Origin of the sequence: Mycobacterium sp. (assembly GCF_965229265.1) — a bacterium.
Classification (GTDB): Bacteria; Actinomycetota; Actinomycetes; order Mycobacteriales; family Mycobacteriaceae; genus Mycobacterium.
Genome location: NZ_CBDDIY010000012.1, coordinates 608199 through 624975, shown reverse-complemented (window position 1 = coordinate 624975; position 16777 = coordinate 608199). Strand labels below are relative to the sequence as shown.

The window sequence follows — 16777 nt, the reverse complement described above, 5'->3', positions numbered from 1 at the left end:
CTGACCGCAGCGCACCCGGCTCAGCGCTCCGGAGCCCGCGCACCCTCCAGGGCGACCGCCCGCGCCAGCCGGGCGTACTTGAGTTCAAGTTCCTTGAATCGCAGGTAGGTGCTCATCGTGGTGAAGGTGAACGCGATGATCAGCGCGTAGGTGATCAGGTCGGCGCCGCGGCGGACACCGAGCAAATTGGCCAGCACGGTGGTGTCGTCCGGTCGCAGGATCGCATAGATCGCGGCGATGACGAACAGCACGTAACCGACCTTGACCCAGGCCTTGGCTTTGGCGTTGCTGCGAGACCGCAGCAGGTACACCAGCAGCGCCACCACCGCCGCGATCAGCAGCACCTGAATCCAGTTCACCGGCGCATCCTTCCTCGCAGGAATCCGTCGAAGACGATGTTCACCCCGTTGAGCAGGGGCTGGCCCTTGGACATCGAATATTCGGTGTAGAGGATCTCGACGGGCTCTTCGACCACCCGCCAACCGTTCTCGTCGATCAGCTTGACGAACTCGCTGGCGTGGCTCATGCCATTCATCGTGAGGTTGAGGTGCTCGGCCACGGTCTTGTTGAACACCCGTAGCCCGTTGTGGGCGTCGGTCAGCCCGAGCCGGTGACTGCTCGGGCTCAGCGCGGCAGCGGTGCGCAGGATCAGCCGCTTGAGCGGCGGGGTGTGACTGACGGTCGAGCCGGCGAATCGGGTGCCGATCACGATGTCGACGTCGCCCTTGGACAGCCGGTCGATCATGGCGAGGACGTCTTTGACTCGGTGCTGGCCGTCGGCGTCGAACGTCACGAACACCGCCGCGCTGGGCTGGCTGCGGGCGTACTCGACACCGGTCTGGATGGCCGCTCCCTGACCGAGATTCACCGGATGGCGCACCACGTGTGCGCCCGCGGCCAGGGCGATGTCGGAGGTATCGTCGCGGCTGCCGTCGTCGACGCACACCACGTGGTCGAAGGTCTGGCGCAGGTCGGCGATGACCTCGCCGATGACCTTCGCTTCGTTGTACGCCGGCACGATGATCCAGGCGTCGGGGTAGGGCGTGTCGATGCCCACAACGTACACGCTGATCCGGGGCGGTTCAGCGCGCGGCGCGGGTCAATGCGACCAGGTGGACGGCGATCCCGACCAGCGGTCCGCACAGCAGCGCCACCACCGTGCGGTCGGTCAGATCCATCGGCAGGGTGAGCAGCGCGGCCGAGGCGACGGTGGCCCCCACCCAGCCGATCGAGTAGGCCCGGTGCAGCGCGGCGGCCACGGTGGCGGCCCCGGTGATCGTCAGCAGGGCGATCGCCACCGCGCCCGCGGTCAGCCAGGCCAGCAGCGCGCCGCTGGGCGCGTACTCGTCGCTGAAGGCCACCCGGATCAGCCACGGACCGACCAGTCCGGCGACCAGGACGCCAACCGCGCCGAGCGTGACGACCACCGCAGCCGGAGCGATGAGTGCCCTGAGCCGGTGCCCGCGGTGGTCGACGAAGTGGGCGATCAGGTTGCCCTGCATGGCAGTCAGCGGAACCAGCAGCGGCGCCCTGGTCAGTGTCACCGCGAGGATCACCACGCCACCGGCCGCGCCGAGTTCACCCGACGTCGCCTTCAGCAGCACCGGGAACCCCATGACGAGGATCGCGCTGGCACCGGCGGCGGCGATGGAGTGCCCGGCCCCGCGCAGGAACTCCCTGGCGCTGCCGGGTGTGCGCAGCGCCGCGGCCGAACGCGCCCCCGGAGACATGGCCAACACCAACAGAAAGCCCACCGCGCCGGCGACCGTGGCCCACAGGAAGCCGGTCAGTCCCCAGCCCACGGCGAATGCCGCCGCGGCCACCATCACGCGCATGACGGCGTCGGTGACCATCAGTGCGCCGTACTGACCCCAGCGCCCGGTCCCGGCCAGCATGCCCAGCAATGTCGCGTGGATGCAGAAACCGGCCAGACCCACGCTGAGCAGGACCACCGACAACGTCCGTGACTCAGAGAACACGTGCGGGGCCCACAGCGGCGAGGTGCCCGCCATGACCAGCGCCGCCACCACACCGACGGCGGTGGCGACCCGCATCGGATGGGTGCGTGGTCCCTCGGCGGTACCGCTGTGGCCCGCGGCTGATCGCACCTCCCGGGTGGACTCCTGCAGCAGCCCGTAGGCAGCCCCGCCGACCAATCCGAACGCCCCCCAGAACACCCCGAACACCGAGAAGCCGGCCGGGTCGAGTGCGCGCGCCGCCAAGTAGAGCACGGCGTAGCCGCACACGGCCGAGACCGCCGTCGCCGCGCCCACCCGGGCCACGCTGGCACGGCTGATCGCCCCCGCCCCGGCGATCGGGTGGGTACCGGTGGCACTCAGCGCGTCGAAGGAGGCGCCGGCGTCGGTCACAGCCTGGGCACCTCGGTCGAGTACAGCCAGGCGTTCCACAGCGGACGCAGGGGCACGTCGGCGTAATTGGCGGCAAGGCCGGTGAAGTCGTCGGTCACCACCGTGCCGTGCCGGTAGCGGGTCGTCCAATCCCGCAGCAGCGCAAAGAACTTCTCGTCGCCAATGGTGTGCCGCAGTGCGTGCAGGGTGAGCGCGCCGCGCTTGTAGACCCGGTCGTCGAACATGTCCCGCGGGCCGGGGTCGGCCAGCAGCAGATTCTGTGGCGAGTTCACCAGCTTGGCGTGGTAGTGCCGCGCCCACTGTTCGGCGGTCTGCTCGCCGGCCTGCTCCGACCACAGCCACTCGGCGTAGCAGGCGAATCCCTCGTGCAGCCAGATGTCGCGCCAACGTCGCGCGGTGACACTGTTGCCGAACCACTGGTGCGCCAGTTCGTGGGCGATGAGCCGCTCGGACCCGCGCTTACCGTCGCAGTGGTTGGCGCCAAAGATCGAAATTCCTTGTGCCTCAAGCGGAATTTCGAGGTCATCATCGGTGACGACGACGGTGTATCCGTTGGACAGCGGGTAGGGCCCAAACAGTTTGACGAACAGTTTCATCATCTGCGGCTGACGGCCGAAGTCGTGGTCGAAGTCGCGGCGTAACCGATCCGGCAGCACCGCCTGCATCGGCACCGGAGCCTTGGGCAGCTTGGTGGTGCCGTACATGCCGATCTGCAGGGTGATCAGGTAGGTCGAGGTGGGTTCGGGCTGCTCGTAGGTCCACACCGTATGAGCGGCGCGGACCCGCCGCGAGACCAGTTCGCCGTTGGCCAGCGCACGATAGGGGCTGTCGGTGCTGATTTGGATGCGATAGCTGGCCTTGGCGCTGGGGTGGTCATCGCAGGGAAACCACGACGCCGCGCCGTTGGGCTGCCCGGCGACCAGCACGCCGTTGGACAGCTCCTCGAAACCCACTTCGCCCCAAAGGCTTCGGATCGGCCGCGGGGAACCGCCGTAGCGCACCGTGACCGACATTGCCGCCCCGGCGGGCAGCGGCGCGGGCAGCGTGATGTGCAGCTTGCCCGCCGAGCTTCCGAAATGCGACGGGCGGCGGCCGTTGACCGCGACCTTGGTCACCGAGAGCGACTCGGACAGGTCCAGGGTGAACGTCTGCAACGACGCCAGCGTCACGGCGGTGATGGTGGCCGTTCCGGCCAGTCGGTTGATCGCGACCTTGTATTCCAGGTCGAGCTCGTAGCGCGACACTCGGTAGCCGAAGTTGCCATTGCGTGGCAGGTACGGATCGATGACCGGCGGCGCGCCTTTCTTGGCGGCCTTCTTGGCGGGACGTTTCACGCGGCGCTGCCCTCGGTTTTGGGCCCGGGGCTGTCGTTACGAGTCTTCTTGCGGGAAAGTACCCACGGCGCAATGGGATTGCCCTGCCAGCGGGTGGACGCCGGCACCTCGTCGCCGCGCATCACCAGCGACGCAGGTCCGACGGTGGCGCCCGCACCAAGCTTGGCGGCAGGCAGCGCCACGCAGTGCGGGCCCAGGGTGGCGCCCTCCTCGATCACGACGGTGTCCATCCGCATGATCCGGTCGTGGAACAGGTGCGTCTGCACCACGCAGCCCCGGTTGACGGTGCTGCCGCGCTGCAGGGTCACCAGGTCGGCCTCGGGCAGCCAGTACGTCTCGCACCACACGCCGCGGCCGATCTTGGCCCCGAGCGCGCGCAGCCACAGGTTCATCACCGGGGTGCCGCTGGCGGCGCGGGCGAACCAGGGCGCGGCCACCGTCTCGACGAACGTGTCCGACACCTCATTGCGCCACACGAACGAGGACCACAGAGGATGCTCGCCGACCCGGATCCGGCCCACCACAAGCCATTTGGCGGCAACCGCGATGCCACCGGCGACCGCGCCGGCCGCCAGCAGCAGCACCCCACCGGCCAGCGCCGCCCCACCGAACCCGAACTCGCTGGCCAGTGTCTGCAGCACACCCAGCACCGCGATCCCGATCGCGAACGTGACGATCACCGGGAACAACCGGCAGGTCTCGACGGCGGCGCGCATCGCCTTGAGCCGCATCGGCGGGCTGTAGGTCAGCGCCGCGTCGGCGGAATCGGCGTGGCGGCGCAGCCGGATCGGCGGGCTGCCCAGCCAGGACGAACCGGCCTTGGCCTTGTACGGGGCGGCCGACAGCACCGCGACCAGTCCGTCGTCGGGGACTCGCCGGCCCGGTTGGGTGATGCCGGAATTGCCCAGGAACGCCCGCTTTCCGACGGTGGCCTTGGCCACGTGGATCCAGCCGCCGCCCAGTTCGTAGGAGGCGACCATGGTGTCGTCGGCCAGGAACGCGCCATCCTCGACGACGGTGAACTTCGGCGTCAGCAGTGCGGTGGAGATCTCGGTGTCGCGGCCGACCTTGGCCCCGAGCAACCGCAACCACCACGGCGTGAGCAGGCTGGCGTAGATGGGGAACAGGTAGTCGCGCGCGGCGTCCATCAGTCGTTCGGTGGCCCACAACTGCCACCCGATCCGGCTGCGCACCGGGTGGTAGCCCTCCCGCAGGCCGATCGAGAGCAGACGCACCATGATGACGGTCAGCACGGCGTAGACGCCGAAGGCGGCCAGCGCGGCCACCGGGATCCACGGCGCGGCAGCACCGATCGCCGACGACAGCGTGGCGCTATGCCGCGCGGGCCAGATCACCACCGCCAGTCCGAACCCGAGCGCCGCCAGCGGCACCGCGCCGAGCAGCACCGAGGTGATGCCGTAGATGGCCACCCAGTGGGCCGCGCGCGGCGGCCGGTATTCGGGCCACGGGTGGCGGGCCTTACCGGACTTCACCGCCGGCGAGCCCTTCCAGTACTGCCCGTTCTTCACCTTGCCGACCACTCCGGACCCGGGTGCCACATCGGCGTTCTTGCCGATCACGGCGCCGGGGAACAGGGTGGTGCGCGCGCCGACGGTGGCGTCGTTGCCGACGGTGATCGGGCCCACATGGAACAGATCGCCGTCGATCCAGTGCCCGGTCAGGTCGACCTCCGGCTCGATGGAAACCCGGTGGCCGAGTTGCAGCATCCCGGTCACCGGGGGCGCCGAGTGTAGGTCCACGCCCTTGCCGACCCTGTTACCCAGGGCCCGCGCGTAGTACACCAGCCACGGCGCGCCGGCGAGATTCTCCGCGCCGCTGGCATCGGCCAGCCGTTCGGCCAGCCACACCCGCAGGTGCTCGGAGCCGCCGCGTCGGTAGCTGCCCGGCTGCAACCCGGACAGCAGTGTCCGCGCGCCCAGCACCGCGATGCCCATCCGCCCGATCGGGGTGATGAAGACGATGAAGGCCAGCGCCAGCAGCCACCAGTTCACCGGGATCAGCCACGGCAGCGGGTGCACCGCGGCGGCGACGTTGTTGATCAACGCCAGCCAGGTGACCCACTGCAGGCCGGTCAGTGTGGCCAGCGGAATCGACAGCAGGACCTGCGCAACCTGGGTGGACACCGGGGTGGGTTTGACCGTGCGCGGGCTGACCGCCACCGCCGGGGCCATCTCGTCGAGGAACTCCGTCAGCGATCCCAGCCGGGGGTGGTCGTAGAGCTGGGCCACGGTCAGCTGGGGATAACGCCCGCGCAGCGCGGCCACCAGCTGCGCGGCCGACAGCGAGCCGCCACCGAGGGCGAAGAAGTCGGCTTCGGGGCCGTCGACCACGGCGCCGAGGACGTCGCGCCACAGCCCGGCCAGCCAGCCCATGGTGCCGCCGAGGTCGGGTTCGGACTCCTGGAAACCGGGTGGCGGCCACGGCAGCGCGTCGCGGTCCACCTTGCCCGAGGTGCGGGTGGGCAGCTCGTCGACCAGCACCAGGCGCGGCACCAGCGCCGCGGGCAGGCTCTCGGTCAGATGGGCGCGGGCGGCCGCGAGGTCGAAATCGGGATTCGCGCTGGCGATGTAGCCGACCAGCATCGGCGTGCCGCTGGCGGTGCGCCGGACCGCGGCGGCCCCGCCGCTCACGCCGGGCAGGTGTACCAGCGCCGAGTCGACCTCGCCGAGTTCGATGCGCCGGCCGCCGACCTTGACCTGGTCGTCGGCGCGGCCCTGGAAGTACAGCCCGTCGGCCTCCAGCCGCACCAGGTCGCCGCTGCGGTAGGCGCGGCTCCAGCCCAGCGACGGCATCGGGGCGTACTTCTCGGCGTCCTTCTCGGGGTCCAGGTAGCGGGCCAGGCCGATCCCGCCGATCACCAGTTCGCCGACGGCACCCAGGCCCACCGGCGTGCCCTCTTTGTCGACGACCGCCAGGTCCCAGCCGGGCAGCGGCCGACCGATGCTGACCGCGGTGCGCCCGTCGAGTCGGGCCGCGCTGGACACCACCGTGGCCTCGGTGGGCCCGTAGGTGTTCCACACCTCGCGGCCTTCGACGGCCAGCCGCTCGGCCAGCTCGGGCGGGCACGCCTCACCGCCGAAGATCAGCAGCCGCACCGCCTCGAGTGCCTCGGCGGGCCACAACGAGGCCAGCGTCGGCACGGTGGAGACCACCGTGATGTCGCGCGATACCAGCCACGGGCCCAGATCCATGCCGCTACGCACCAGCGCGCGGGGGGCCGGCACCAGGCAGGCGCCGTAACGCCACGCCAGCCACATCTCTTCGCAGGAGGCGTCGAAGGCCACCGACAGTCCGGCCAGCACCCGATCGCCCGGACCGATCGGATTGTCCTGCAGAAACATCCGCGCCTCGGCATCGACGAATGCCGCGGCGTTGCGGTGGGTGACCGCCACCCCCTTGGGGGTGCCGGTAGATCCGGAGGTGAAGATGATCCACGCGTCGTCGCGGCCCAGCGGCGCGGTGGCGCGCCACCCGCGCGACGAGCCGGGCCCACGGACCAGCCCCGCGTCGGTGATGATCCCGACCACCTGGGCTTCGCCGAACACCAACTCGGCGCGCTCGTCGGGGTCGTCGGCGTCGACGGGGACATAGGCCGCGCCGGCCGCCAGCGTCGACAGGATCGCGACGTAGAGGGCGTAGCTGCCCGACGGCATCCTGATGCCGATGCGGTCGCCGCGCCCGATTCCGCGCGCCGCCAGCCAGTTGACGCTCTCCTCGATGTCGGCGATCAGCTCGGCATAGGTCAACTGCACCGCGCCGTCGTCGATGGCCGCGGCGTCCGGGAAGCGGTTGGCGGTGTCGTACAGGATGTCGATGAGGGTGCGCGGCGGCGGAGCCTGCTCGGAGAGCAGGTATTGCGGGGGAATTTCCGGCGTCGTCACGACTGTGGATCCTAGGCGGCGTCGTTGACATGGGGGCGTCGGACGCGACGGTGGGACCGTACGATCGCTGCGCTTCGGTTTGGCGGACCGCGCGCAGACCTGACAGACTGCCTCCAGAGGGGAGTATTCCTTCGCCGCGGTGTCGTCACCACGTCGGTCGTCATCGGCCGTCCGGTGCCGCGGGCCGTCCACACCGGCGGAAGAGACCTCGGACGTTTTGTGGCGCCCGGAGGTCATCAGTTGAACGTGTCACCGCTCGAGTGGTTCATCACCATCGGAGTGACTGCGGCGGTCCTGCTCTTCGACGTCATCGTCATCGCCCGGCGCCCGCACGAACCGACCATGCGCGAGTGCGGCCTCTACCTGTCGTTCTATGTGGGCCTGGCGATCGCCTTCGGCGTCTGGGTGTGGAACTTCCACGGTAGCCAGTTGGGGCTGGAGTTCTACGCCGGCTGGCTCACCGAATACAGCCTGTCGGTGGACAACCTGTTCATCTTCATCATCATCATGGCCAGCTTCAAGGTGCCCAAGGTCTACCAGCAGCAGGCACTGCTGGTCGGCATCGTGCTGGCGCTGATCTTCCGCGGCATCTTCATCGCGCTGGGAGCCGTTGCGATCCAGCAGTTCTCGTGGATCTTCTACATCTTCGGCGCGTTCCTGGTGTACACCGCCGTCAAGCTGGCCCGCGACACCGAGCACGACGACGACGCCGAGAACCCGGTGGTACGGCTGGCCAGGAAGTACTTCAAGACCACCGACAAGTGGGACGGTCTCAAGCTCTACCTCAAAGACGGCAACACCCGGCTGATGACGCCGATGTTCCTGGTCATCGTGGCGCTGGGCACCACCGACCTGCTCTTCGCGCTGGACTCCATCCCGGCCATCTACGGGCTGACCCGCGAGCCCTACATCGTGTTCACCGCCAACTTGTTCGCGCTGATGGGGCTGCGCCAGCTGTACTTCCTGCTCGGCGATCTGCTGAACCGGCTGGTGTACCTGTCGCAGGGGCTGGCGTTCATCCTGTTCTTCATCGGCGTCAAGCTGGTGCTGCATGCACTGCACGAGAACGAACTGCCGTTCATCAACGGCGGTGAACACGTCAACGTCCCGGAGATTCCGACCCTGCTCAGCCTGGCCGTCATCGTGCTGACGCTGTTCCTGACCATGGTGGCCAGCCTGGTCAAGACCCGCGTGATCGACAAGAAGTGAGGGTCGCGACGGTTCGCGTCGGGCTGAGCGCAACCGTTGGCGGTGCCCGATGGCGCCGCTAGCGTGGCAGGCATGCCGGAATCACGGGCTCTGGGACGCCGGGCGCTGCGGGTGTTCATCACCGAGGCCGGGGGCGCGGTAACCGAGCTCACCGGCGGTGGCAACCCGGTGGTGCGGCTGAGCGCCCCGGACCTACAGGAGGCCCGTCGCCGGCGGCGCCGGCTGCCCGCCGACGTTGCGGTCGTCCTCGACCTGGCCGTCTCGGTGGCCGACGATGCGCGCACCGCGCTGGCGGCCATCCCCGATCAGGACGCCGACGCCGGGGTGCACTACGCGGGCACCGTGGACGGCCTGGCCGGACTGGTCGCTGACCTGTACGTCGCCGGGGTTGCCGACGGGGTCACGCTCATCCCGGTGGCTCCCGGCGAGGATCTGGGACCACGGGCGCACGCGGCGCTGCGTCGCATCCAGGAAAGATTGCGGATCTCGGCGGCCTGACCCGGCCGCGCCGGCGGGAAATTTCCGCGACAGTAACCTGAGGGCGGATCATCGTCCCGATGACCGCCGCATGGTTACTGTCGGCGGCGGGCACTGGGCCGCCGGCTAGATCGAGCGCAATCGGCGCACCCGGTCGGCGATCGCCCGCACGGACACCTCGGCGGTGGGCGCCAATCCTTCGAAGGCGTGCGGGCAGCCGGGATGCACGTGCAGCTCGGTGGGCACCCCGGCGGCGGAAAGCCTTCGCGCATAAGCGATGTCCTCTTCGCGGAAGATGTCCAGATCGCCGGTGTCGATGTAGGTGGGCGGCAGGTTGGCCAGGTTCTCGGCGCGCGCCGGCGCGGCGTACACCGGCACGTCGGCACCGCCGGCCCGATCGCCGAGCAGTGCACCCCAGCCGGTGACGTTGTCCTCGTAGTTCCACGTCAGCAACTCCGGCGCCAGATGCGGATCCGGGGTCGTCGTGCGGTCGTCGAGCATCGGGTAGATCAGCAGCTGGGCCGCCAGTGCGGGGCCGCCGCGGTCGCGCGCCAGCAGGCTTACCCCCGCCGCCAGACCACCCCCGGCGCTGTCACCGGCGACGGCGAGCCGGGCCGGGTCGGCGCCCAGGACAGCGGCGTTCTCGGCCAGCCAGCTCAGGGCGGCGTAGCAGTCCTCGACCGGCGTGGGGTGTGGATGTTCCGGCGCCACACGGTAATCCACGGTCAGCATCGGCACCCCGGAGGCGGCGACGTAGCTGCGCACCAGCGCGTCGTAGGTCGGTCCGGTCTCGGTGAGACTGTGGATCATGCCGCCGCCGTGCAGGTAGAGTGCGGCGCTGCCGGGCAGCTCCGAGGCGGACGGGAAGTACCACGCCAGGTCCAGGTCGGTGCCATCGGCGACGGTCAGGGTGTGCCTAGCCACCTCGACACCGCTGACCGGGCCGCGGAGCTCGGCCAGCAACCGGAACAACGGTATCGCGCGTTCGCGGCGGGTGGCGACGTCACCGACCGCGGGCGGCTCGAGGTCGGCGGCCGCGGTCATCAGCGGTTGCAGCAGGGCGTGGACTTCGGGATCTATCGGCAGGGCCACGCTTGTCCACCCTAGGCGCTGGCGTCCCATCGCTGGCGGACCGCGCGCAGCCCGTCGTCGGTCAGCCGGCCGAACAAGCGCAGCCGCGCCATGCCGCCGTCGGGATAGATGTCGAGCCGGGCATCGGTGACCGGGCGTTGCTCGGAGAGCAGGAACCGGTGCCGGGTGTCGGGTTGCAGCGCGGTGGTGGGCAGCAGCTCGAACCAGTCACCGGATCCGTCCCGGCCCATCAGCCGGGCCGCGCCGGGGGCGTTGCCGATGAAGTAGGACGTGTCCAGTTCGGCGGCGGTCAGCACCCCGTGGCCGGCCAGCCGGACCTGAACCCAGTCGTTGCCGTCGTCGCGGCGCCGCGAGGTCTCCCACCCGTCGCCCATGGTGCGGGCGGTGCCGGGCAGCAGCAGGTTGTTGGGGGAGCTGTAGAACATGTTGGAGCAGGCGTTGACCCGGGCGCCGTTCTCCAGTGCCGCCAGGTCCAGCGGCATACCGGTGGCGAACCGGGGGTTGAGCAGGCCTTCGCCGTGCACCCGAAGCCGGGCCACACCGCCGTCGGGGTAGATCGACAGCCGCACATGCGTCCAGCGGCGAGAGGAGTTGACCTTGAACGGGTTTCGGGTATCACCGTTGACGTCACTGCGGTCGACGATGGTGGTCCACTCCGTGGTGCGGGCCAGGTCGTCGGCGCTCGGATATCCCTCGACGTAGGCCGCCTCGACGGAGATCTGCGGCGGATAGTTGCCGGTGAACCAGGCGGTGTCGACCACGACGCCGCCGACGATGCCCGGCACGGCCAGCCGCACGATCGCGGTGTCGCAGTCGTCGGGCCCGACACCGCGCCGGCGCCGGGTCTCCCAGCCGTCGTAGATCTGGCCCTTGTGGCCGAAGGTGGCCGGACGGAATTCCGCCGGCCGGGGCGCGATCAGGTTCTCCCGCTCGGCGAACAGGTCGTCGTTGGCCCACACCACCGCGCCGCCGGCCGGCCGGGCCGCCAGATCGGGCAGTGACAGGAAGTGGGGTTGCGTCTGCGAGGGATTCTGCGCGCCGCCGATCACGTCACGAGCCTAAGTGGCCGCGTGGGTTTCGGCTGGGCCAGGGGGTCAGCCCCAGTTGTCGTAGCCGCCCTCCGGCCCGAGCATGCGCTCGAGGCGGCTGCGGTTGATCCGGGCCAGCTCGTTGCGAACGACCTTGCGTTCGGTCTCCGGGTCGTGATGCATCCGGTCGTGCACCGCCGCGATGACCGACTTGGCGCAGGTGCCGGGGGCCAGGCCGCCCACGTGCATGACGAAGTCGAAGCCGAACCGTTCGGTGTACTCCTTGACGACCGCGTTGAGTTCGGCCATCACCTCGGGCGAGTCGTCCCACACCGAGCACTGCTCGGCCTGCGACTTGGTGCTACGCGGGCGGCGCCCGACGTGCGGGTAGGCCTGCAGGATGTCATCGATCGAGGTTTCCGACAGCGAGAACAGCAGCGCGTCAGCGCGGCGGAACAGGCCGCTGTGGTCGGCGTAGGGACGACCGCTCGCGAGATCGCGGGCCAGCGTGACGCTGTTGCAGCATTCATAGAGCGCATGCACGGCCTTGCGGTCCGGCAGTTCGTTGAAGGCCTCGAGCCCGATGCCTTGGTGCAACAACACACCACCATCATCGGAAAGCCAGACCACAACCGCGTTACCCATTGTTACGGGCAGGAAAATCCTGGCCTGCGCAGCGTGAGCCGCGTCACCATCGGGTTTTGGTCAGTGGCCTTCGGCCGCGAACCGCGCCCGCGAGCGCTCCACCTCGGCCTCGGCTTCGGCGCGGCCCACCCAGTCGGCGGCCTTCACGAACTTGCCGGGTTCGAGGTCCTTGTAGTGCATGAAGAAGTGCTTGATGCCCTCCAGCTCGAGGGCGGGCACGTCGGCGAGGTCGCTGACATGGTCCCAGCGGGGGTCTCCGGCCGGCACGCACAGCACCTTGTCGTCACCGCCCGCCTCGTCGACCATTTTGAACATGGCCACCGGCCGGGCCTCGATGATGACGCCGGGAAACACCGGCTGGGGGAGCAGCACCATGGCATCCAGCGGGTCGCCGTCCTCGCCCAGGGTGTCCTCGATGAAGCCGTAGTCGGCGGGGTAGGCCATCGGGGTGTAGAGGTAGCGGTCCAGCCGGATCCGTCCGCTCTCGTGGTCGACCTCGTACTTGTTCCGCTGACCCCTCGGGATCTCGATGGTGACGTCGAACTGCACCGCGCGACTCCTTCCCGCTGAATATCGATCGCCCGGTGGCGACGGGGCATAACCCTAACGCCAGCGATACCCTGCGCTTCAGGGTGGTTGGGCACAATGGGAAAAGACGTCAGGAGAGTCATGAAGCCCACACGGTGGCGGCGCTCCACCCATGTGGTGCTCGCCGTGGCGGTGATCGCGCTGGTCGCCGCCGTCGTAGCGGTGGCGGCCGTCCTGACATCGGGTGGTGACACCAGCAGTGCGCAGGTACCCGCGGCCCGGCCGCCGGCCACCGCCAGCCCGGCCGTGTTGCCCGTGTCGGACTCCGCCAAGGCGCCCACCGCCGCGGGTCTGGCCGCCGCGCTGGCCGCACCCGTCGCCGACCCCAACCTCGGCAACGTCACGGGTCGGGTCACCGACGCCGAAACCGGGGACCAGCTCTGGGAGCAGCGCTCCGGGATGCCGATGCTGCCGGCGTCGACCAACAAGGTGCTCACCACCGGTGCTGCGCTGCTCGTCCTGGACCGCGACGAGCGGGTCACCACCACCGTCGTCGCCGCGGATCAGACCCGCCAGCCCGGGGTCGTGGTGCTCGTCGGCGGCGGCGACCCGATCGTGTCGGCCGCCCCGGCCGGCCAGGACACCTGGTATCGCGGCGCGGCGCGGATCAGTGACCTCGCCGACCAGGTCCGCCAGAGCGGGATCGCCGTCACCGCCGTGCAGGTGGACAACTCCCTGTTCAGCGGGCCCGATTTCGCGCCGGGCTGGGATCCGGCCGACATCGACGGTGGCGATATCGCGCCCCTGCAGTCGGTGATGCTCGACGCCGGCCGCACCCAGCCGACGACGGTCGACTCGGCGCGCTCCACGACACCCGCGCTCGACGCCGGCCGCGCCCTGGCCGTGGCGCTGGGTGTCGATCCGGCACGCGTCACCTTCGCCCAGGGGCCGCCTTCGGGGCGGCAGCTGGCCTCGGTGCAGTCCGCGCCGCTGATCGAACGCCTGCGGCAGATGATGAACGCCTCCGACAACGTGATGGCCGAATCCATCGCCCGGGAAGTGGCCAAAGCAACCGGCCGTCCGCAGAGCTTCGTCGGGGCCGTCGATGCGGTGACCAGCACACTGTCCGGCGCTGGGGTCGACATGACCGGGGCCACGCTGGTCGACTCCAGCGGATTGTCGGTGCTGGACCGGCTGACTGCCAAGACCCTCGACGAGGTCATCGGTGCGGCGGCGGGACCCGATCATCCGGCCATGCGCCCGCTGCTGGATCTGCTGCCCATCGCCGGCGGCAGCGGCACCCTGTCGGACCGGTTCCTCGGCAGCGACGATCCGAACACGTCCTCGGCGGGCTGGCTACGCGCCAAAACCGGGTCGTTGACCGCCATCAACTCGCTGGCCGGGATCGTCACCGATGCCAGCGGCCGGGTCCTGACCTTCGCGTTCATCTCCAACGACGCCGGCCCGATGGGCCGCGTCGCCCTCGACACTCTGGCCGGCACGCTGCGTACCTGCGGTTGTGGCGCGTGAGCGGGAACGGTACGGGCGGATCGGCGTCCGCGGTGACCGTCGGGCGAGCCGTCGACTGGGTGTTCGCCGGCAACGTCGGGGCGTGGCTGGTCCGGTCCGGCCCGCCGGCCACCGACTACACCCGTAGGCAGGCCATCGACGAGCTCGCCGCGGCCGCCCGGGCCGCCGAAGCCCCGGTGCGCGAGGTCACCCGGATGGCGGTCGACGCCCCGGTGCCCGATGCGCGCATCGTCGACCGGCAGGAGTGGGTCCGCGCCGCCTCCGACTCCATGCGGGCGATGACCGGGGGCACGAACACACCGAGCAATCCGATCACCGGACGGGTCACCGGTGCCCAGACCGGCGCCGTGCTGGCGTTCATCTCCTCGGGCATCCTCGGCCAGTACGACCCGTTCGCCGGTGCCGAGGTGGCCGACGGCGGCCACCTGCTGCTGGTCTATCCCAACGTCATCGCCGTCGAACGCCAGCTGCGGGTCTCCCCGGCCGACTTCCGGTTGTGGGTGTGCCTGCACGAGGTGACCCACCGGGTGCAATTCACTGCCAATCCTTGGCTGGCACAACACATGTCGCAGGCGTTGGGCGTGCTGACCGCCGACGGCGGCGACGACGTGGCCCAGGTGGTGTCCCGGCTGGCCGACTTCGTCAAAGCTCGCCGCCGCGGGGAGCAGGGCCCCAACGAGGCAGGCATCCTCGGCTTCATGCGGGCGGTGCAGTCCGAACCGCAGCGCGCGGCGCTGGACCAGCTGCTGGTCCTGGGCACCCTGCTGGAAGGCCACGCCGATCACGTGATGGACGCCGTCGGCCCCGCCGTCGTGCCGTCGGTGCAGACGATCCGCAATCGCTTCGACCGGCGGCGCCAACGCAAGCAGCCGCCGCTGCAACGACTGCTGCGTGCGCTGCTGGGCGTGGACGCCAAACTCAGCCAGTACACCCGGGGCAAGGCCTTCGTCGACCACGTGGTGGACCGGGTCGGCATGGACCGGTTCAACGTGGTGTGGACGAGCCCCCAGACACTGCCGTTGCCCGACGAGGTCGAAGAGCCGCAGCGGTGGATCGACCGGGTGCTGTAGCCACCCTGCGGGCCACCGTGGCCCGCTTCGCGGCGGACTGGCTGCCGGAGGCCACGTCGTGGTGTGTGGCGCTCTCCGGCGGTCCCGACTCGCTGGCGCTGACGGCGGCTGCGGCCGCCGTTCTGCCGACCACCGCCCTGGTCGTCGACCACGGCCTGCAGCCGGGCTCGGCCGACGTCGCCGAGACCGCCTGCCGGCAGGCCGGGGAACTCGGCTGCGTGCAGGCCCGGGTGCTGCGCGTTCAGGTGAGCGCCGAGGGCGGTCCGGAGGCCGCCGCGCGCAGCGCGCGGTACGCGGCGCTGGCCGCCGCCCGCGCCGGTGCCCCGGTTCTGCTCGGCCACACCCTGGACGACCAGGCCGAGACCGTGCTGCTGGGGCTCGGCCGCGGCTCGGGTGCGCGGTCGATCGCCGGGATGCGGGCCCACGACCCGCCCTGGTGCCGCCCGCTGCTGGGGGTGCGCCGCACCGTCACGCACACCGCCTGTGCCGAGCTCGGTCTCGCCCCCTGGGACGACCCGCACAACCGCGACGCACGGTTCACCCGGGTGCGGCTGCGCACCGAGGTGTTGCCGCTGCTCGAGGAGGTGCTCGGCGGCGGCGTCGCCGAAGCGCTGGCCCGGACCGCCGCCGCCCTGCGCGAGGACACCGACACCCTGGACATGCTGGCCGGCCGGGCGCTCGACGACGCCGAGGACGGCGATGCGCTGGCCGTGGCCGCCCTGATCGTGCTGCCCGCCGCGCTGCGCCGGCGGGTGATCCGGCGCTGGCTGCTGGCCGGCGGGGCGGCGAATCTGACCGACAAGCAGATCCGCGCGGTGGACGCGCTGGTGACGGCGTGGCGGGGGCAGGGCGGGGTGGCGGTGGGCTCCGGCCTGCGGCACCGGCGGCTGTTCGCCGGTCGCCGCGACGGCAGGCTGGTGATGTACTCGCAGCCCGTGTGATTGGTTGTTGAGCCCTGGTCGTGGCACAGTGTGCTCGTGTCGGCGCACGAGCTGTACCCCGGGGACATCAAATCGGTCCTGTTGTCCGAAGAGCAGATTCAGGCCCGTACCGGAGAGCTAGCGGCGTTGGTCGGCCGCGACTACGGCGACGCGCTGGGCGGCCAGGACCTGCTGCTGGTGACCGTCCTCAAGGGGGCGGTGATGTTCGTCACCGACTTGGCCCGCGCGCTGCCGGTTCCCACCCAACTCGAGTTCATGGCGGTCAGCTCCTACGGCTCGTCGACGTCGTCCTCGGGTGTGGTCCGCATCCTCAAGGACCTCGACCGCGATATCCACGACCGCGACGTGCTGATCGTGGAGGACATCGTCGACTCCGGGTTGACGCTGTCCTGGCTGCTGCGCAATCTGGCCACCCGCCATCCCCGCTCGCTGCGGGTATGCACGCTGCTGCGCAAACCCGACGCCGTGCGCGCCGATGTGGACATCGCCTACGTCGGTTTCGACATCCCCAACGAGTTCGTCGTGGGCTACGGCCTGGACTACGCCGAGCGGTATCGCGATCTGCCGTTCATCGGCACGCTCGACCCCCGGGTGTATCAGCACTAGCCGGTTCGGCGACGCCGGCGCGGATCATCGCGCACGCGACGGGCAG

15 protein-coding genes are annotated in these 16777 nt (G+C 70.2%); 6 read left to right on the top strand and 9 right to left on the bottom strand.

Annotated elements, in window-relative coordinates; all coding sequences use genetic code 11:
* Positions 1-20: 20 nt before the first annotated feature.
* From ADBZ9K_RS20740 to ADBZ9K_RS20720, 5 genes are read right to left on the bottom strand one after another with little or no spacing between them, the layout of a single operon-like run.
* Positions 21-359 carry a DUF2304 domain-containing protein gene (locus ADBZ9K_RS20740; protein ID WP_526623765.1) on the bottom strand — a complete coding sequence of 113 codons (339 nt, stop codon included), beginning with the start codon at positions 357-359 and terminating at the stop codon, positions 21-23.
* Positions 356-1057 (bottom strand): polyprenyl-phospho-N-acetylgalactosaminyl synthase PpgS, encoded by a 702-nt coding sequence (ppgS, locus tag ADBZ9K_RS20735; RefSeq protein WP_526623763.1) that lies wholly within the window; start codon positions 1055-1057, stop codon positions 356-358. Before ppgS ends, ADBZ9K_RS20740 begins: the two co-directional genes overlap by 4 nt.
* 25 nt (positions 1058-1082) lie before the next feature.
* A complete protein-coding gene (locus tag ADBZ9K_RS20730; protein ID WP_526623761.1) occupies positions 1083-2369 on the bottom strand; it encodes a polysaccharide biosynthesis protein in 1287 nt (428 codons plus the stop codon).
* Positions 2366-3703, bottom strand: a complete 1338-nt coding sequence (locus ADBZ9K_RS20725) for a M1 family metallopeptidase (RefSeq protein WP_526623759.1) — start codon at positions 3701-3703, stop codon at positions 2366-2368. Before ADBZ9K_RS20725 ends, ADBZ9K_RS20730 begins: the two co-directional genes overlap by 4 nt.
* A complete protein-coding gene (locus ADBZ9K_RS20720) occupies positions 3700-7605 on the bottom strand; it encodes a Pls/PosA family non-ribosomal peptide synthetase (protein ID WP_526623757.1) in 3906 nt (1301 codons plus the stop codon). The genes ADBZ9K_RS20725 and ADBZ9K_RS20720 overlap by 4 nt, the downstream gene beginning before the upstream one ends.
* 240 nt (positions 7606-7845) lie before the next feature.
* On the opposite strand from ADBZ9K_RS20720, the gene ADBZ9K_RS20715 reads away from it, so the two are divergent.
* Both ADBZ9K_RS20715 and ADBZ9K_RS20710 read left to right on the top strand, forming a co-directional pair.
* Positions 7846-8814, top strand: a complete 969-nt coding sequence (locus ADBZ9K_RS20715) for a TerC family protein (RefSeq protein WP_526623756.1) — start codon at positions 7846-7848, stop codon at positions 8812-8814.
* Between the two features lie 72 nt (positions 8815-8886).
* On the top strand, positions 8887-9312 hold the full coding sequence (locus ADBZ9K_RS20710; RefSeq protein WP_526623754.1) for a hypothetical protein: 426 nt from the start codon (positions 8887-8889) through the stop codon (positions 9310-9312).
* Between the two features lie 105 nt (positions 9313-9417).
* Here the strand turns inward: ADBZ9K_RS20710 and ADBZ9K_RS20705 are convergent, their stop codons facing one another.
* Genes ADBZ9K_RS20705 through ADBZ9K_RS20690 form a run of 4 tightly spaced genes read right to left on the bottom strand, consistent with a single transcriptional unit; the run spans position 9418 to position 12605 of the window.
* A complete protein-coding gene (locus ADBZ9K_RS20705; protein WP_526623752.1) occupies positions 9418-10383 on the bottom strand; it encodes an alpha/beta hydrolase in 966 nt (321 codons plus the stop codon).
* A gap of 11 nt (positions 10384-10394) precedes the next feature.
* A complete protein-coding gene (alc, locus tag ADBZ9K_RS20700; RefSeq protein ID WP_526623750.1) occupies positions 10395-11432 on the bottom strand; it encodes an allantoicase in 1038 nt (345 codons plus the stop codon).
* Between the two features lie 45 nt (positions 11433-11477).
* The gene (locus ADBZ9K_RS20695; RefSeq protein ID WP_526623748.1) at positions 11478-12056 is read right to left on the bottom strand and encodes a 2-oxo-4-hydroxy-4-carboxy-5-ureidoimidazoline decarboxylase; all 579 of its coding nucleotides are present in this window, start codon (positions 12054-12056) and stop codon (positions 11478-11480) included.
* 60 nt (positions 12057-12116) lie between these two features.
* On the bottom strand, positions 12117-12605 hold the full coding sequence (locus tag ADBZ9K_RS20690; RefSeq protein WP_526623746.1) for an inorganic diphosphatase: 489 nt from the start codon (positions 12603-12605) through the stop codon (positions 12117-12119).
* 120 nt (positions 12606-12725) lie between these two features.
* Here ADBZ9K_RS20690 and dacB point away from each other — a divergent pair, with 120 nt between their 5' ends.
* The 4 genes from dacB to hpt are packed head-to-tail and all read left to right on the top strand — an operon-like array spanning position 12726 to position 16731.
* Positions 12726-14114: a D-alanyl-D-alanine carboxypeptidase/D-alanyl-D-alanine endopeptidase gene (dacB, locus tag ADBZ9K_RS20685; RefSeq protein WP_526623744.1), complete on the top strand. Its 1389-nt coding sequence runs from the start codon at positions 12726-12728 to the stop codon at positions 14112-14114.
* Positions 14111-15184, top strand: coding sequence for an Rv3626c family coenzyme F420 biosynthesis-associated protein (locus tag ADBZ9K_RS20680; RefSeq protein ID WP_526623742.1), 1074 nt, complete (start codon positions 14111-14113; stop codon positions 15182-15184). Before dacB ends, ADBZ9K_RS20680 begins: the two co-directional genes overlap by 4 nt.
* Complete coding sequence (gene tilS / locus ADBZ9K_RS20675) at positions 15163-16125, top strand: tRNA lysidine(34) synthetase TilS (RefSeq protein WP_526623741.1); 963 nt, start codon at positions 15163-15165, stop codon at positions 16123-16125. The genes ADBZ9K_RS20680 and tilS overlap by 22 nt, the downstream gene beginning before the upstream one ends.
* Positions 16126-16731: a hypoxanthine phosphoribosyltransferase gene (gene hpt, locus ADBZ9K_RS20670; RefSeq protein WP_526623739.1), complete on the top strand. Its 606-nt coding sequence runs from the start codon at positions 16126-16128 to the stop codon at positions 16729-16731.
* Positions 16732-16777: the final 46 nt, after the last annotated feature.

Coding starts and splice junctions, on each gene's coding strand:
- dacB (WP_526623744.1), top strand. CDS start 12,726: ATGAAGCCCACACGGTGGCGGCGCTCCACCCATGTGGTGCTCGCCGTG.
- ADBZ9K_RS20695 (WP_526623748.1), bottom strand. CDS start 12,056: ATGGGTAACGCGGTTGTGGTCTGGCTTTCCGATGATGGTGGTGTGTTG.
- ADBZ9K_RS20710 (WP_526623754.1), top strand. CDS start 8,887: ATGCCGGAATCACGGGCTCTGGGACGCCGGGCGCTGCGGGTGTTCATC.